A 16,062-nucleotide genomic window follows, 5' to 3' on the forward strand; every position below is an offset into this window, starting at 1 on the left:
CGGCTCGGCAGTCCCAGCGAGCGCTCCTCGGCGGTCCTCAGCTGGCGAGCTTGGCAACCTCGTCAGCCGGGACGATCTCACCCGAGCCGACCTTGGCGATGAAGTCCGCGACGGCCTTGTTCTGCGCGTCGGTGCCCTTGCAGAGCTTCACGGTCGGCACGGCGTCCTTGCCCATGCGCCATTTGCGGGTCTCACCCATCTTCAGGTCGCCCGCGGCGAAGGACTGGAGGGCGGCCGTGAAGTAGTCACCCGGGCTGAAGATCACCGATACGGCGAAGTCGGCCGTGGTGTCGCCGCACCGGTCGGTGCCCGGGGTGAGCGAGGGCACGCCATGCTCGGTCGCGACCTTGGCGGCCGCGTCGGTCGCCCCGCCGAGGTACGGGTAGAGCATCTGCACGCCCTGGTTGATCTGAGCGAGCGCGGCCTCCTGGCCCTTCGCGGAGTCGTCGAAGTCGCCGGTGTAGGTGGCGACGACGTCCGCGTTCGGGATGACCATCCGGACGCCGGCCTTGAAGGCCTTGTAGGCGACGACGGAGAAGTCCAGCTCGGGGCCGGTGACGTAGCCGGCCTTGGTCGCGCCCTTGTCCTTCATCAGCAGGCCCGCGGCGTAGCCGGCGGCGAGCAGGCTCTCGTTGGCGTCGTCCGACGAGGTCGAGATGTACTGGGTCTGCTCGACGCCCTGACCGGCGGCCACGTACCAGTTGGTCTTGGCGCAGGCCGGCTCGGCGGCGACCGGGATCGCGTCCTTCAGCTCGCTCGCGCCGACGGCGACCAGGTCGACGTTCTGCCGGCACATGTTGCGGGCCGCGCTCACCGCGTCCGCCGGGTTGAGCTTGTCCTGGGTGATGACCTTCCAGCCCTTGTCGTCGGCGAAGGTCTTGGCGGAGGCGACGAAGCTCTCGTAGTAGCCGTTGTCGTTGGTGTCGCCGGGGCTGAGGATGCCGATGACGACCTTGCCGTCGCCGTTCACGTCGGGCTGCTTCGCCGCGGCCGGGGTACCGCTGGCCGTGGTCGTGGTGGTGTCGGCCGAGTTGTCGCCACAGGCGGAGACCAGGAGCATCGACAGGGCGGCGGCCCCGGCGGCGAGAGCGGCGGCGCGTGGGCGCAGAGACCTAACAGTCACGTCGTAGTCGTACCTTCCGCGAAAGAGCTGGTGAAAGATCGTTATGTCGCGGCCTACGACGTTGTAAGGCCGTCTCCGCCGGCCAGTGGACGAACCGGCCAGCAGGCGCGACCCGCCCTGAGGGTCCGGGGCGGGCCCCCTTACTGACCTGAAGGCTAGACGAGCGCGCGTCGCGCTCCCATGTGCCTTCGGCACCAACCGTTCCGGGCGGTCCCGGCCGCCCCCCGGTTCGTTACACGGACCTGTCCCGACCGCTACATGCCGGCAATCTCCGAGCGAGCCGCCGGCACCCGCGCCGCGGGCGGGATCTGCTCGGACGGGTCGTAGGGGATCCGGTCAAGCTCAATCATGGTCTCGGGCTGGGCGACCACGAACCAGGGAAAGCCCATCCGGCCGACGGCGGAGATTTTCGCCGGATCGATCCGGTTCGGCTCGGTGAGCAGTTCATCGTCGACGACGACGCAGATCACCTCGGCGAGCACGATGTGGATGCCGGCGAACGGCTCATCGGGGTCGCCCCGGTCGATGATCTCGCGGACCCGGCACTCCAGCTGCGCCGGGCTGTCCGCGAGCGACGGCGGCGCGACCCGCTGCGACGGCTTGAGCCTCCAGCCGACGAGGGCGGCCTCGTTCACCCCGGCCGGGTACTCGCGGGCGATCGTCTCGAGGTGCTCGGCGAGCGGCGCGGTGGCGACGTTGATGACGAACTCGCCACTGGCGACGAGATTCGTGAACGTGTCCTTCGGCTCCGGCGTCGCCTCCCGGCGGGTGCCCATGGTGATCGCGACCGTCGGCGGCAGGCCGCAGACCGGCATGTAGTAGCTGTAGGGCGCGACGTTGACGGCGCCGTCCGCCGACATCGTCGAGATCACCGCGATCGGCCGCGGCACCACCAGCTGCGACAGGATCCCCTGCCGCTGCGCCGGACTCCGATCAGCAAGGTCGATGACAGGCATGCGTCTCCTTTCCCTCCGGTGTGCCCGCGGCTCCCTCTGGTGTGCCCTGCGACCTCAGTCGCCCCAGCGCTCGCGGATGGTGGCGGCGGCGGCGATGCGGAAGCGGCCGGTGTCGTCGCCCGGGCCGACCTGGCGGGCGTCCGGCGCGGCGACGACGACGTGCTTGCCGAACCGGGGTACCAGCGGCCGGTCGACGTTGCGGCGCAGCCAGATCCGCAGCAGGTGACGTTGGCGCGCCCGGTCGGGGCCGTTGACGAACTCGGTCCGCGAGTGCAGCGCGGCGTAGTTCAGCAGCCACTGGATGTCGCCGGGCTGGAAGTCCATGTCCAGGGCGATCCCGGGCTCGTAGGTGATCTCGTCGACGAGCGCCAGCAGTTCCTTCCGCGCCCCGGTGAGCGGCGGAACGCCCGGGTAACGGTGCGCCGACTCGATCATGTCGGCGCCGGCGTACATGCTGAACGTGCCGCGGGTCCAGCTGACGATCGGCGAGGTGTAGGTGTCGGCCGGGGCGTTCGGGTCCTGGCGGCGCCAGTCGTAGTGCCACGGCTCGAGCAGCAGCGGCGCGAGGTCGGGGCGGCGGGCGAGCACCTCGTTGAAGACCGTCGCACCGCTGACCAGGCTGGACAGGCCGCCGGCGGCCGGCGGGCGCAGGCACATCAGCGCGACGGCGTCCGAGCTGTCGGAGTGGAACGGCAGCTTGTCCCGGGTACGCGACGGCAGGCCGCCCTCGGTGTACTTCTTGTCCGAGACGCCGACGATGTGGTCGAGGACGTCGCCGAGCAGGTTCTGCCGCATCGGCTCGCCTAGGTGCAGCGCGACGAGGTAGAAGATCGCGGCGGCCAGGGTGTCGTCGTACTCCTCCATCCGCAGGCCGCGGATCAGCACGAAGCCACGGCCGGAGTCCAGATCGGCGCCGAACGCGCGGATCGCCTCGGCGCAGACCGGCAGCGGGTACTCCGTGGCGGTGACGAACCGCAGGTCCGGGTCGTCGGCGACGAACCGGCGCCCGGCCTCCTCCAGTTCGGCGACCTGCTCGTCGCCCAGGTGGAAGATCCACTCGTCGGTCCCGGACAGCTCGTCGCCGCGCCAGACGAACGGCCCCCTGACCGGTTCCAACGTCGGCGAGGTCGTGGTGTTCATGGGCCGGCCATCCCTTCTACGGGCGAGGGTCTGGGCACAACGGCTACTCGCCGGCGGCGAGCGGCCAGGAGCGGGGGATCTCGATGCCGGCGCGGGAGAGCAGGGACGCGGAGCGCTCACGCGCCCACGCCCACAGCTCACCCTCGTCGACGGTGGTCACATGGCCGTCGCGGACGACCGGTCGGCCGGCGACGAGCACGTCCCGAACGGTGTGGGTCGGCGCGTTCCAGACGAGCTGGCGGGCATGGTCGCCGAGCGGTACCCAGGCCGGGTCGTCGGTGCGGAAGACCACGAGATCGGCCTGCCTGCCCTCGACGAGGGCGCCGGTCACCTCGCCGAGCCCGATCGCCTCCGCGCCGCCGACGGTCGCCACCTCGAACGCCTCATGCGCGCGCAGCGACGGCACGCCCTCGACCGGCGCGTCCTGGGACAGGCCGGCGAGCAGCCGGGCGGCGCCCAGCACGTCGACCCTGTCGCCCGCGTTGTGCGCGTCGCAGCCGAGCGCGAGCCGCCCGCCGGACCGCAGGAACGGCACGTGCCGCCCGGCCCTGGTCAGGCCCTGGCCGAGGCGCAGGTAGGCCCACGGGCAGCAGGCGACGGCCGTGCCCGTCTCGGCGAGCGTCGCGATCTCGCGTTCGGACATCCAGACGGCGTGGCCGAGCAACAGCCGCGGCCCGAGGACGCCGAGCTCGGCCAGGTGCTCGGCCGGCCCGCGCCTACTGCGCTCGGCGTAGGCGTGCCGGTCGTCGACGCTGGGCGCCAGGTGCATCGTGAAGCCGGTGTCCAACTCCTCGGCGAGCTGGGCGGCCCCGACGAGCAGCTCGTCGCTGGCCAGGTAGTGCCCGACGAGCGTCACCCAACCGGTGACCAGCCCATCCCCGCCCGCACCGGCGGGCGGGAACGCACGGATCACGTCGGCCTGGCGGGCGAGCGCCTCGCCCGTCGGCAGCGAGAACGGCACGTCCGGGACGTCCCAGCCCCAGGTGCCGAGCGTCGCTCGGATCCCCGCCCGCCGCAGCGCCGCGCCGACCGTCAGCGGATGCGCGACGGTGCCCGGCTCGACGATCGTCGTCACCCCTGCCCGCAGCGCCTCGACCGCGGTCAGCAGCGCCGAGACCTCGTCGTCCTCGGCCTCGTGCGCGGCGTGCAGCGGCACCGCCCACTGGAAGATCGACGCCCGGGAGTCGATGTCGTCCGGGATCGCGCTGCGCGCCAGCGGGTCCCCGGTGGTGTGCTGGTGCGCGTCCACCATTCCCGGGGTGACGACGCACCCCGTGGCGTCCAGCTCCGGCGTCCCGGGGAACGCCGCCCTGACCGCGGCGGCCGGCCCCACCATCGCGATCGTGGTCCCGCGCACCGCGACCGCCCCGCCCGCGACGACCCGCCGCCCCGCGTCCATCGTCACGACGTCCCCGCCCACGACGAGCAGGTCAGCGCCCCGGGTCCGCGCACTCGGCCTGGTCGGCTCGGCTGTCATAGGCCGGATGCTAGAAACCACTCGCGCGAGCCCCTATGTGCTCGCGCCACAAGGCCGCGCCAGCACGCTCGCAACCGGCCGGACACCCGGGGTGGCGATGCTCATAGCCGGCGCGGCACTGCGCTCAGGAACGGTCCATGGCGTTCACGGCCGATGGCCGATTGCTCGCCGCCGGTGGCACGTGCGGGGCCAGGTGGCCCAACGCACCGCCGCAGTGCGTTCGGCTTGTGCGGCCACTGGGGCGACGTCGTGGTTGCCCGCACGCTGGGAGAATCGACCCATGCAGTTCGGAATCCTCGGGCCGTTGGAGGTACGGTCCGCCACCGGGGAGACGATTCACGTCGGTGGGCCCAGGCCGCGCGCGCTGCTGGTGATTCTGCTGCTGAACGCGGGGCGCGTGGTCGGCGTGGAGCAGATCATCGCCGGCCAGTATGGCGATGGCCCGCCCGATGGAGCCGTGGGCGCGGTGCAGGCGCACGTGTCGCGGCTGCGCCGGAGCCTGCCCGCGGACCTGATCGCCTTCCAGGGTGCGGGGTACCGGCTCACGGTCGACCCCGAGGACGTGGACGTCCATCGGTTCGATCGGCTGTCTCGGGAGGGGCGGCGGCTGCTCACCGCGGGGGACAACGCCGGCGCCGTCGCCGCGCTGAGGGCGGCGTTGGAGCTGTGGCGCGGGCCCGCTCTCGCCGACCTGCCCTACGGTCAGGCGCAGGCCGCCCGGCTGGAGGAGCTGCGGCTCGCCGCGTCCGAGGATCTTGTCGAGGCTGAGCTCGCTCTGCCGGAGGGCAGCCCGGTCGCCGAGCTACGGGCACTGGTGTCTGCCCACCCGCTGCGGGAGCGGCCGCGAGGGCAGCTCATGCGTGCCCTGCACGCGTCTGGGCGACAGGCCGAGGCGCTGGCGGAGTTCGAGGAGGCTCGGCGGCTACTCGCGGACGAGTTCGGCGCCGATCCTTCGCCTGAGCTGGCTGATACTCACTTGGCGATCCTGCGCGCGCGGCAAGCCGCCCCGCCCTCCCGACGGCAAGGCCTGGCCGCGCAGCTCACGAGCTTCGTCGGCAGAGAACGGGAGCTCGCGCGGCTCGACGAGCTGCGCGACGCCCGGCTGGTCACGATCATCGGGCCGGGTGGGAGCGGCAAAACCCGGCTGGTCATCGAGTCCGCCGGACGGGCGCGTCCGGAGGTGTGCTTCGCGGACCTTTCCCCGCTCGACAGCGGGGACCAAGTGCCCCAGGCGGTGCTGGGTGCGGTCGGGCTGCGCGAGTCGGGTTTCCGGTCTCCCGCTACGGACCCGACCCGCCGCCTGGTGGCCGCGCTCGACCGGGAGCTGCTCCTCGTCCTGGACAACTGTGAGCATGTCATCGCCTCGGTTGCCGCGCTGGCTCGCACGTTGCTGGCGGAGTGTCCCGGGCTCGCGATCCTCGCGACCAGCCGGGAGCCGCTCGGGCTGACCGGCGAGACGCTGCTGCCGCTGGCTCCGCTGGACACGCCACCGCCGAATACGGCGGCGGGGGACGCCCTGGCCTACCCCGCGGTTCGGCTGTTCGCCGACCGGGCGGCCGCCGTGCGGCCGGGCTTCACCGTGCGGCAGGACAACGTCCAGACCGTGGTCGAGATATGTGCCGCGCTCGACGGGCTGCCCCTTGCGGTCGAGCTGGCGGCGGCTCGGCTGCGGCAGTTCACCGTCGTCGAGATCGCGAACCGGCTCGCCGCGCACGGCCACTTCCAGTTGCTGTCCCGCGGCGACCGCACGGCGGCGGTCCGCCAGCAGACGCTGCGTGCCGCGGTGGAGTGGAGCTGGGACCTGCTCGGCCCCGCCGAGCAGGTGCTCGCCAGGCGATTCGCGGTGTTCTCCGGCGGCGCCTCGCTGGCCGCGGTCGAGGCGGTCTGCGAGGTGGCCGACGCCGACGAGGTGCTGGCCGACCTGTTGGACAGGTCGCTGGTGGAGACTGACGGCGAGCGCTACCGGATGTTGGACACGATCCGGCTGTTCTGCGCGGAGCGGCTGGCGCAGGCCGGCGAGCAGGAGCCGTTGCGGCGCGCGCACGCCCGCTACCACCTTGAGCTCGCCCAGCGCGCCGATCCGCACCTGCGCAGGTCCGAACAGCTCGACTGGCTGGCCCGGCTGTCGGCGGAGCACGACAACCTGATGGCCGCGCTGCACTGGGCGGTCCGCGACGACCGGGAGACCGCCTTGCGGATGGTCGCCGCGCTTGCCGCGTACTGGTGGCTCAGCGGGCGGCGCGGCGAGGCCGGCCAGGCCGCCGCGGAACTGCTCACCAAGCTCCCTGATGAGGACAAGGTTCCCGACGGGCTGGAGGAGGAGTACGTCAGCTGCGTCGTGCACGCCGTGCCGAAGGCGAAGCCCGAGCACTGGGTGCGGGCGGGCCGGATCATGCGGACCCGTGACCGGGCGCTGCTGCACCCCTTCGGTGCGGCGCTGTGGGGCATGGCTGCTGGGCCGCCGGTCTCGCCGGTCTCCGGGGCCGACCGGCTGCTTGGCTCGGATCCGTGGAATGTGGCCCTGGGCCGGCTGAGCCATGGCCTGTTGAAGGTGCTCGGCGGGCGGCCGGCCGACGGCGAGCGTGAGTTGCTGGATGTCCTCGCTCTGTTCCGCGCTCTGGGCGAGCGGTGGGGCACCGCGCAGGCGCTCGACTGGCTGGCGCAGGTGGCGAGCTGGCGGGGCGAGTGGAAACGTGCGCACGAGCTGTGGTCCCAGGCGCTGGAGCTGCTGGAGCAGCTCGGCGCGCTGGAGGAACACGCGGACCTGCTGTGCGGACGGGCCGGGTGCCGGGTACGCCAAGGCGACCTCGACGGAGCGAGCGCCGACTACCGGCGGGCCGTCGGGCTGAGCGCCCAGGCGGGCCAGCCGGGCACACCGCCGGCAGTCCAGCTCGGGCTGGGCGAGATCGCCCGGCTGCGCGGTGATACGCGTGCGGCCGGGACCTGGCTCAGCCAGGCGCTGGAATCCGCGCAGTCAGGCGACTTCGGCACGGAGTCGACCGTGGCTCGTGCCCTGACCGCGCTCGGCCGCCTGGCCGGGTCCGCCGGCGAACCGGCTCAGGCGCTACGTCGGCACGACGAGGCGTTGGCCGCGGCACGGACCTCCCCGTTGGCCTCCGTCCTCGCTGACACCGCCGAGGGACAGGCAGGCGCGGCCCTGCTGAGTGGCTCTGATGAGCGGGCCGCGCTGCTACTCGGGGCCGCGGTGGCGCTGCGCGGAACGGCGGTCGCGGGCGATGTGGACGTGACGGGGATCGCCCGGGAAGCGAGCGAGCGCCTGGGTGCCGCGGCGTTCGCCGAGGCGTTTGCGCGGGGCGCGGCGATGACTCCCGAGCAGGCGCTGACAGCCCTTGACGGTGCGGGCGGGTAACCGTCAGCCGACCATCGGTGGGCTGTCAGCGCCCGCCGCGATGCTGCCGGACATGAAGAACACGACGGTCCTCGTCTCCGGCGCGAGCATCGCTGGCCCTGCCCTCGCTTACTGGCTGAACCGCTACGGCGCCACTGTCACCATCGTGGAGAAGGCGGCCGCGCTGCGTGCCGGCGGCCAGGCCGTCGACTTCAAGGGCGCTACCCACCGCGAGGTCCTCGAACGGATGGGCCTCCTGGAGGAGGTCCGGCTGCGCCAGACCGGCGGCCGCGACCAGACCATCATCGACGCGAGCGGCAAGCCGCTGGCCGTCATCCCCGGCGAGTTCACCGGCGGCGAGATCGAGATCCGCCGCGGCGACCTGGCCCAGCTGCTGTACGAGCGGACGGCGGGCAGCTGCGAGTACGTCTTCGGCGACTCCATCACCTCACTGACCGAGACTGCCGGCAGCGTGCACGCCACCTTCGAACGCGCCGCGCCGCGCACCTTCGACCTCGTCGTCGGCGCCGACGGCATCCACTCCAATGTCCGGCGGCTCGCCTTTGGGGCCGAGGCCGACCACGTGCGTTTCCTCGGCCACTACTACGCCCTAGCGGACCTCGGCGTCGACGGCGAGGCCGTCATGTACAACGAGCCCGGTCGGATGGCCGCGCTCGGCGGCCCCAAGGCCCCCGCGTTCTTCGTCTTCGCTTCGGAACAACTTGAGTACGACCGCTTCGACACCGAGCGGCAGAAGGAGATACTCGTCTCCGCCTACCGTGGCGGCAAGTGGCGTATTCCCGAGCTGATGTCCAGGGTGCCGCAGTCGGGCGACTTCTACCTCGACTCGATCAGCCGGGTGGAGACCGAGCACTACGCGAGGGGCAGGGTTGTCCTGCTCGGCGATGCCGGGTACGGGAACACCCTGGGCGGCTTCGGTACCGGCCTGGCCATCGTGGGCGCCCACGTCCTGGCCGGCGAACTGCTGGCGGCGGGCGGGGATCACCGGGTCGCCTTCCAGCGGTACGAGGAGGAGTTCCGCGACTACGCGAAGATCGCCAAAAAGGGCAACGCGGGCCCGTTCCTCGCGCCCGGGAGCAAGGCGAGAATCCGAATGCGCAACTGGACGTTCGCGTCGAAGTTCCTGCTGCGGGCCATGCTCAAGGCGACGGACAAGTTCGCCGCCGGCATCGACCTCAAGGACTACCCGTCGCTCAGTGGCCCGCCCGCGTGACGCCGCGCGGCACCTTGTCTGGTCGCGAACACCCGCCAAGGCGTGACATCGCCACCGCCCGTCACAACGGAGTGATCACCCGGCGACGACTCGTTCCCACGCGCGGCGGATCGGCGCTGGCAGGACCAGCTCCGGCCAGGCGTCGACCAGCAGTGCTCCGTCGACGTAGGCGAGGATGTCCTCGGGCTGGCCCTCGCGCAGCACGATCTCGTACACCCGGTGACGTTGCTGCCGATCGGCGAGATCATAGATCCGCTCCGGGTCGGACCAACCCAGGTGGATCGGCAGGCGCACACGCGCGAGCGCCTGGCGCAGTGGAAGCCTGGGCAGCTTGTCCGGCACCGCGAACGGTCGTGCGCGCCCGTCCGTCACGATCTCGAAGGACGGTGGCGGCCGTGGTCAGGTGATGGGCGAGGGCGGCGGCGTGCAGAGTGGTGAGGCGGCCCGTCGTCGGGTGGGCGCCGGTGAGCTCGTCGAGGAGCGTGGGCAGGCGGCGGCGCAGCTTCGCCGGCTGGGTATCGAGGCGGGCGGCCACCGCGTCGAGGGTGCCGTCGGTCTCCAGGTAGGCCGACAGCAGGTCGACGCCGCTCGGGTCGAGGCCGGCGAGGGCGCGTTCGGCGAACGCGCGCAGCTTGGCGACGGGGACGCCCAGCAGCAGGCGCTCCAGGCCCAGCTCGTCGAACAGCAGCGTGGTCCTGTCCTGGTCCGGGTCGCGTTCGTGGCTGGTGCGCAGCAGGGCGAGGACGGCGTCCGCCGAGCGGAACGAGGCCGCGGTCTCGGCCGGCTCGGCCGGGTCACCGGGGGCCTCCGGCCCGGCGGCCGCCAGCACCGCGCGCGGCGAGCCGAGCTGGTAGGCGAGGTGGCTGCACAGACGGGCGAGCTCGGCGGGCACGTCACCGGACAGCAGCGTCCAGGCCCGCGCCGCCTCGCGCAGCACCGGAAAGCCGATCGGCCCCCAGGCCGCCGCCCACGCGTCGAGATCCTTCCCCACGTACTGCAGCGCGACGCCGGCATGTGGGATGCAGACGTCCAGGCCGAAGCTCTCGGCGACCCGGACGAACTCGGCCGCCGGCCGGACCGCGCCGTGCCGGATGTCGTCGATCACGACGTCCACCCGCCGCGCGAGCGCCGCCGCGTGCGCCTCCCGCCGGACCGCGGCGATCGCCAGCGCCGTCGAGGCGGCCGCGACCAGCTGGCCGGCGCGCGCGTCCGCACTCTGCCCCGTGGCCGCCTCGATGAGCAGGGCGCCGAGGTAGCGGTTGCCCATCCGGATCGGGTCCCCATGACCGCGCCAACCGTCGCGGCAGGCGACCGGGGCGTCCGCTCTCCCCAGTGCGTCGCTGAGGACAGGCCCGAGAGCCGGGCCGACCAGGAGCGCGGCCATGGCGACGGCGGTGCTACCGCGGGCCGTCTGGTCGGCGGCGGGGCCGGAGGCGGTCGGTTCCGAGGCGGCGAGGAGGTTGCCCGTCATGTCGAGGAGGCGAACCGAGCGGCCCGCGGCGGCGGCGAGCTGGGCGAGCAGGCCTGGCCATTCGGCCCCGTCGAGGGCGGCGGCGACGAGATCCGCCTCCAGCCGGGCCAGGTCGGGGCCCGTCATGGCGGCGGCGCCTGACCAGGTTCGGTGGCGACGACGACGAGCTGGCCGGGCAGCAGCTGCCGGGTCGTCCACGGGACCAGACCGACCTCGGCGAGCCAGGACAGCAGCGTGGGCAGCTCGATGACCTCCGCCTCGTAGGTGTTGGCGAGGATCGTGAGCGCCATCGACTGCGGCAGGCTGCTCTCCAGGTCGGGCGCGGTGGGCGGCTCGGCGGGGCGGAAGTAGTCGGAGATGACGACGAACCCGCCGGGGCGCAGGGCGCCGCGGGCGCGCAGCAGCAGCGCCTTGGCGAGGTCGGCTGACTGCAGGCCGATCACGTGGCCGATCGTCACGACCGCCGCCTCCCCGATGGGGAGTACCGCGTCGAGGTAGCTGCCGGCGAGGACGTCCAGGCGGTCGGCGACACCGTGCTCGGTGGCGGCCGCCTCGGCGAACGGGGTGATCGTCGGCAGGTCGACCGCCAGCGCCCGGGCGCGCGGCCAGGCGAGCAGCATGCCGATCGCCCACGGCGCCGCGCCCGCGCCGAGGTCGAGGACCAGCGCGCCGGGGCCGGGGTCGGGCAGCAGGGCGGCGGTGGCCCGGGCGACGGCCTGCTGGGTGGGAGCGCTCGCGGCCGCGAGCCGGCCGTAGAACAGGCCGGCGTCGTCCTCGACGGAGCGGGTCGGCCGGCCGCGCCGCAGCGTCGCCGACAGCTCCGGCCAGGCCGTGCGCGGTCCGGGCGAGTACCGGACCATCTCGACCATCGACAGCGGCGCGTCGCGCAGCAGGTAGCCGCGCGCCGCCGGGGTCAGCTCGAAGCGCCGGTCGCCGGCCGTCGTCAGCAGCCCGACGCTGACGAGGTAGTCGAGCACGACGGCGAGCCGGCTGCCGGCGACACCGGTCGCCTCGGCCAGCTCGTCGAGGCGACGCTGCCCGCCGGCCAGTTCCTCGAACACGCCGAGGTCAAGCGCCGCGACCACCAGCCAGTACCGGGTGTAGCCGGTGATGACCTCCCAGATCGGGGTCGGCGGCCCGCCCGAGTGCGCCAACCCACCCACCCCCGCCCTCCCAAAAAATCTGATCGTGAATCTGTGGCAGATGGCGCCCTCTATGGGCCTTCTGAGGTGACACACCCGGACGTTCGGAGCGTGTCACCTCAGGGAGCCTATGGGCTCCGCCATCTGCCACGATCCGACGTTGGGCGGCGGGGTCTACAGGGCGGGGAAGTCGCTTTTGCGGATCTTGCAGTGGACGCCCTTGACGTCGTCGACGACCTGACTGACGGCGAAGTCGGCGGCGGCGGACAGGTAGGCCATCGCGTTCGCGCGGCTCATCCCGACCTTGGTCGACAGGAAGCCGATCGCGGCGCGGGTGGCCTTGCGCATCGCCTCGTCGAGGTCGCGGTCCATGCCGACCGGCAGCCAGTACTGGTCGGTCTCGCCGAACGGCTCGCGCAGCGCGCCGATGACCCGGTCGGCATCGTGGCCCTTGAGCACATCGAGGACGACGGTGGCCCGCAGCGGAGCCTCCAGCGCGGTGAGCGCGACCTCCCCGTCGCCCTGGGCGTAGTGCGGGTCGCCGACGTAGAACAGGCCGCCGTCGACCTGCACGGGCAGGTAGAAGGTGCTGCCGGCGCCGAGCAGGGCGATGTCGTGGTTTCCACCATGCGCCCCCGGCGGGACGGAGCCGACCGCGGCGGTGGTGTCCGGGGCGACGCCCATGATCCCGAGGAACGGGGCGAGCGGGAAGACTGCCTCCGCGTTCGGCAGGCCGGGGTTGCCGAACGGCAGGACGCCGTAGTCGACGCCGCCGACGGTGCGGGTTCGGGTGAAGGTGAGCACCGAGCCGTAGCGCTCGGGATGGTCCTTGTCGGCGTCGGGCTGGCGGACGGTGCCCTCGGGGAACTCGCCGGCCAGGCAGCCGAGGCCGTGGCGGTTGCTGATCACGCCGAACGTGGCACGCAGCTCGAGGCCGACGACGCGGACACGCAGCACGTCACCGGCGACGGCGCCGTCGACCTGGATCGGGCCGGTGACGATGTGCGGGCCGGCGTCGAAACCGTGCTCGATGCCGGACGCGGCGATCGCGACCTGGTCGGCCGGGATCTCCTCGGGCCGCACGCCGTGGGAGCCGAAGTAGGCCACCGGGTCGCGGCCCTGGTCCTCCATGACGCCCTCGTGGCTGACCGTGTCGACGGTGACCGCGGTGCCGGGGGCGACGCGCAGGACGGGCTCGGCCGCCGCGTTCGGCAGGAAGCCCCAGCGGACTGTCTCCGGCGTGGACGCGAGGTAGGCGTTGCCCGTGGCCGCGCTGCTGGTACTGCTGCTGGTACTGCTGCTGACGGTGGTGGTCATGCGGCAACCTCACGGTCGGTCGGGTCGGAGATCGGCGCGAGGGCCGGGGTGCCGGCGCCAACTCCGGTGCCAAGGTTGGCGCTGGCGCTGGCGCTGGTACTGGCGCTGGTACTGGTACTGGCGGACGAGGTGCGGCGGCCGCCGTCGGGCCAGTTCTCGGTGTAGCGGCGCACCAGCCACTGGTTGAACTGCTGCTGCGCCTCCTCCAGGTAGGAGTACCGGCCGCGCGGGGCGAACCGGCTGGTCAGGCCGCGCTGGACGCCGGTGGTCGCCAGGACATCCTGGGCGACGATGCCGTTCACGCCGGCCTCGGAGAGCTGGAATCTCTCCTCGAAGAGCCGGTCGCGCAGCGCCTCGGGGTGGAAGAGGTAGTGCACCTCGACCTCGATGTGGCCGGCGTCCTTCGGCCGGATCAGGAAGTAGAACGCCTGGTCGGGCGCGACGCCGAGGCACAGCGTCGGCGGCACCAGCGCGAACGCCGCCCGTGAGCGTTCCTCCTGCGTCAGCCCCGGAAAGATCGGCAGCAGCGCCTTCTGCAGCGCGTTGAAACCGCCGTCGGGAAACAGGAACCCGTTGGTGCGGGCGATGGCGGCGTCGTCCGGCCCGTACGGCAGGAACGACGAGCGGTTGGACGGGCAGAAGTCGTGCACGCCCGCGTGCAGCCGGCTGGCGTGGTAACCGTCGTTGAAGTTCTCGAACATGATCTTCCAGTTCCACGGCATGGAAGGGCTCTCGAACGACTTGCGGGACACGCACCGGCCGAGCTCGTAGTGGGCGAACAGCTCGTCGAGCTTGGCCAGCCGCGGCGCGAGCGGCTCCGGGGCCGCCCGGAGGCTGGTGAAGACGAAGCCCTGCCAGACCTCGACCGGCAGCGACGGCAGACCCCAGCGGGACCGGTCGAAGTCCTCCGTGCGGTCCATCTCGCGGGCACCGACGAGGCCGCCGTCCAGGCCGTAGGTCCAGTGGTGGTAGGCGCACTTGAACGCCCGGCAGTTGCCCCGGCCCTCCGAGACGAGCATGCCGCGGTGCTGGCAGACCGGGGAGAGCACCCGGACCGCGCCATCCTGGCCGCGGACGAGGGTGAGCCGCTCGCCGATGATCTCGACGTTGACGAAGTCACCGGGGTTCGGGACATCGGACTCGCGGCCCAGGCAGAGCCACTCCTGGCCGAAGACAGCCTCCTTCTCGAAGGCGAAGAACTCCTCGTCCGTGTAACAGGTAGCCGGCAGCGTGCTGGCCTGGGACGTGGGCAGGACGGAGGCGGCGAAAGACTCCAGCAGCTGCGGGGTGAGTACCGTCATAGCCTCTTCTCGCGTCTCGTCTCCGCGCGTCTCGTGCACGCGCGCGTCGTGAAATCGTCTACGGGTTCCGTGTCGGAACGGTTAAAGGGGACGGTTAGACCAGGGGCCAGCGGGCCTTGTTCGGCAGGCCGGAGCGGGCGGTGATGGCCTCGCCGGCGGCCTGCGCCTCGGCGTACAGGCGGTCCTCGTCGAGGGTCGTGTGGTGGTAGTTCTCGACGACCCGGCGGCCATCCACCCAGACGCTGTGGACGCCCCGGCCGTCGGCGGACCAGACCAGCTGGTTGGCCACGTTCAGCAGCGGGCGCCACTCGGGCCGATCGGTGTCGTGCGCGACCAGGTCGGCCTTGCGGCCAGCCTCCAGCACACCGATCTGGTCGGTGAGGCCAAGCCCGCGCGCGCCCGCGAGCGTCGCCATCTCGAAGGCCTGCTCTGCGGGGAACATGGTCGCGTCGCGGCGGGCGTCCTTGAACAGGCCGGCGACCAGGTAGGTCGCCCGCATCAGGTCGGAGTAGTTCGACGCGTTGTTGCCGTCGGTGCCGATGGCGACGTTCACGCCCCTGGCGACCATCTCCGGGAACTTGCCGATCTGGGTGACGCCATACGACACCTTCAGCGCCGTCGTCGGGCAGTGCGCGACGGACGTGCCGGCCTGCGCCATCAGGTCGATCTCGTTGTCGTCGACGTGGACGGCGTGCGTCAGGATCACGTTGTCGCCCAGCACGCCGAGGTCGGCCAGGTGCTCCATCGGGCGGCGGCCGTAGGTGGCGAGGAAGTGCTCCGGGTCCAGGCGCGCCGGGGACATGTGGAACGACAGGCCGGTGCCGCGGTCGCGGGCGAGCTCGGCCGCGGCCCTCCACAGGTCATCGGTGCAGGTGGTGTGGCCGACCAGGATCGGCCAGGCCGACAGCCGCCCGTCCGCGACGCTCGCGAACCGGTCCAGCTCGTCGACGAGGCCCTTGATCGCCTCGTCCGTCGTCTGCCGGTAGACCTCGGGCTCCGGCGGCAGGTCCCAGGTCCAGCGGCCGACCCGGCCGCGGATGCCGGTCTCGACCAGCCCGTCGACGACGGCGTCGAGGAAACGGATCGTGCCGGCCTCGAGGAACGTCGTGGTGCCGGTGCGCAGCATCTCCAGCGCCGCGAGCTGGCCGGAGATCCGCTCCTCCCGCTCGGTGTGGTGCGAGTACAGCGGGGTGAGCCAGACGAAGACGTTCTCGAAGAAGGGTGTGTCGTCCGGGACGTATCCGCGGGTCAGCGGCTCGCCGGTGATGTGGATGTGGGCGTTGACCAGGCCGGGGGTGAGCACGAAGCGCCGACCGTCGACCAGCTCGCGGGCGCGCAGCGCGGCGAGTACGTCGGCGGTGCGCCCGACGGCGGCGATCCTGTCCCCGTCGATCGCCACCGCGCCGTCCCTGATCACCCGGCGCTCGGCATCCATCGTGACGACGAGCGCCCCCGAGATGATCGTGTCGACCTCGCGGGGAAGGGCTCCGTCACCGGCGCCGGCAGCGACCTGAGGCCGGGGTTGGGGCTGGGGCTCATCGGGCGGCATGCG

The 16,062-nt window shown here is 72.5% G+C and carries 12 protein-coding genes; 2 read left to right on the forward strand and 10 right to left on the reverse strand.

Annotated features, from left to right (window positions below):
• Window positions 1-37: 37 nt before the first annotated feature.
• The 4 genes from FRCN3DRAFT_RS0241290 to FRCN3DRAFT_RS0241305 form a co-directional block, all read right to left on the reverse strand.
• Window positions 38-1,123, reverse strand: a complete 1,086-nt coding sequence (locus tag FRCN3DRAFT_RS0241290) for a BMP family ABC transporter substrate-binding protein (RefSeq protein ID WP_007515585.1) — start codon at window positions 1,121-1,123, stop codon at window positions 38-40.
• Between the two features lie 254 nt (window positions 1,124-1,377).
• Window positions 1,378-2,079 carry a flavin reductase family protein gene (locus FRCN3DRAFT_RS48915; protein ID WP_007515584.1) on the reverse strand — a complete coding sequence of 234 codons (702 nt, stop codon included), beginning with the start codon at window positions 2,077-2,079 and terminating at the stop codon, window positions 1,378-1,380.
• 54 nt (window positions 2,080-2,133) lie between these two features.
• The gene (locus FRCN3DRAFT_RS0241300) at window positions 2,134-3,219 is read right to left on the reverse strand and encodes a TauD/TfdA family dioxygenase (RefSeq protein WP_007515583.1); all 1,086 of its coding nucleotides are present in this window, start codon (window positions 3,217-3,219) and stop codon (window positions 2,134-2,136) included.
• Between the two features lie 43 nt (window positions 3,220-3,262).
• A complete protein-coding gene (locus tag FRCN3DRAFT_RS0241305) occupies window positions 3,263-4,696 on the reverse strand; it encodes an amidohydrolase family protein (RefSeq protein WP_007515581.1) in 1,434 nt (477 codons plus the stop codon).
• Between the two features lie 280 nt (window positions 4,697-4,976).
• On the opposite strand from FRCN3DRAFT_RS0241305, the gene FRCN3DRAFT_RS0241310 reads away from it, so the two are divergent.
• Both FRCN3DRAFT_RS0241310 and FRCN3DRAFT_RS0241315 read left to right on the forward strand, forming a co-directional pair.
• Window positions 4,977-8,066: an AfsR/SARP family transcriptional regulator gene (locus tag FRCN3DRAFT_RS0241310; protein WP_007515580.1), complete on the forward strand. Its 3,090-nt coding sequence runs from the start codon at window positions 4,977-4,979 to the stop codon at window positions 8,064-8,066.
• A gap of 52 nt (window positions 8,067-8,118) precedes the next feature.
• Window positions 8,119-9,279 carry an FAD-dependent monooxygenase gene (locus FRCN3DRAFT_RS0241315; RefSeq protein ID WP_027141400.1) on the forward strand — a complete coding sequence of 387 codons (1,161 nt, stop codon included), beginning with the start codon at window positions 8,119-8,121 and terminating at the stop codon, window positions 9,277-9,279.
• 75 nt (window positions 9,280-9,354) lie between these two features.
• On the opposite strand, the gene FRCN3DRAFT_RS55715 is transcribed toward FRCN3DRAFT_RS0241315, so the two are convergent.
• From FRCN3DRAFT_RS55715 to FRCN3DRAFT_RS0241345, 6 genes are all read right to left on the reverse strand, one after another.
• Window positions 9,355-9,495, reverse strand: a complete 141-nt coding sequence (locus FRCN3DRAFT_RS55715; protein WP_198536224.1) for a hypothetical protein — start codon at window positions 9,493-9,495, stop codon at window positions 9,355-9,357.
• A 28-nt stretch (window positions 9,496-9,523) separates the two neighbouring features.
• A complete protein-coding gene (locus tag FRCN3DRAFT_RS0241325; RefSeq protein ID WP_007515577.1) occupies window positions 9,524-10,876 on the reverse strand; it encodes a hypothetical protein in 1,353 nt (450 codons plus the stop codon).
• Complete coding sequence (locus FRCN3DRAFT_RS0241330) at window positions 10,873-11,913, reverse strand: class I SAM-dependent methyltransferase (protein WP_007515576.1); 1,041 nt, start codon at window positions 11,911-11,913, stop codon at window positions 10,873-10,875. The genes FRCN3DRAFT_RS0241325 and FRCN3DRAFT_RS0241330 overlap by 4 nt, the downstream gene beginning before the upstream one ends.
• Before the next feature lie 153 nt (window positions 11,914-12,066).
• Window positions 12,067-13,209 carry an acetamidase/formamidase family protein gene (locus tag FRCN3DRAFT_RS0241335; RefSeq protein ID WP_007515575.1) on the reverse strand — a complete coding sequence of 381 codons (1,143 nt, stop codon included), beginning with the start codon at window positions 13,207-13,209 and terminating at the stop codon, window positions 12,067-12,069.
• Window positions 13,206-14,510 (reverse strand): aromatic ring-hydroxylating oxygenase subunit alpha, encoded by a 1,305-nt coding sequence (locus FRCN3DRAFT_RS0241340; protein WP_007515574.1) that lies wholly within the window; start codon window positions 14,508-14,510, stop codon window positions 13,206-13,208. Before FRCN3DRAFT_RS0241340 ends, FRCN3DRAFT_RS0241335 begins: the two co-directional genes overlap by 4 nt.
• 94 nt (window positions 14,511-14,604) lie before the next feature.
• On the reverse strand, window positions 14,605-16,059 hold the full coding sequence (locus tag FRCN3DRAFT_RS0241345) for an amidohydrolase family protein (protein WP_007515573.1): 1,455 nt from the start codon (window positions 16,057-16,059) through the stop codon (window positions 14,605-14,607).
• Window positions 16,060-16,062: the final 3 nt, after the last annotated feature.

The sequence above is a fragment of the Pseudofrankia saprophytica genome (assembly GCF_000235425.2).
Classification (GTDB): domain Bacteria; phylum Actinomycetota; class Actinomycetes; order Frankiales; family Frankiaceae; genus Pseudofrankia; species Pseudofrankia saprophytica.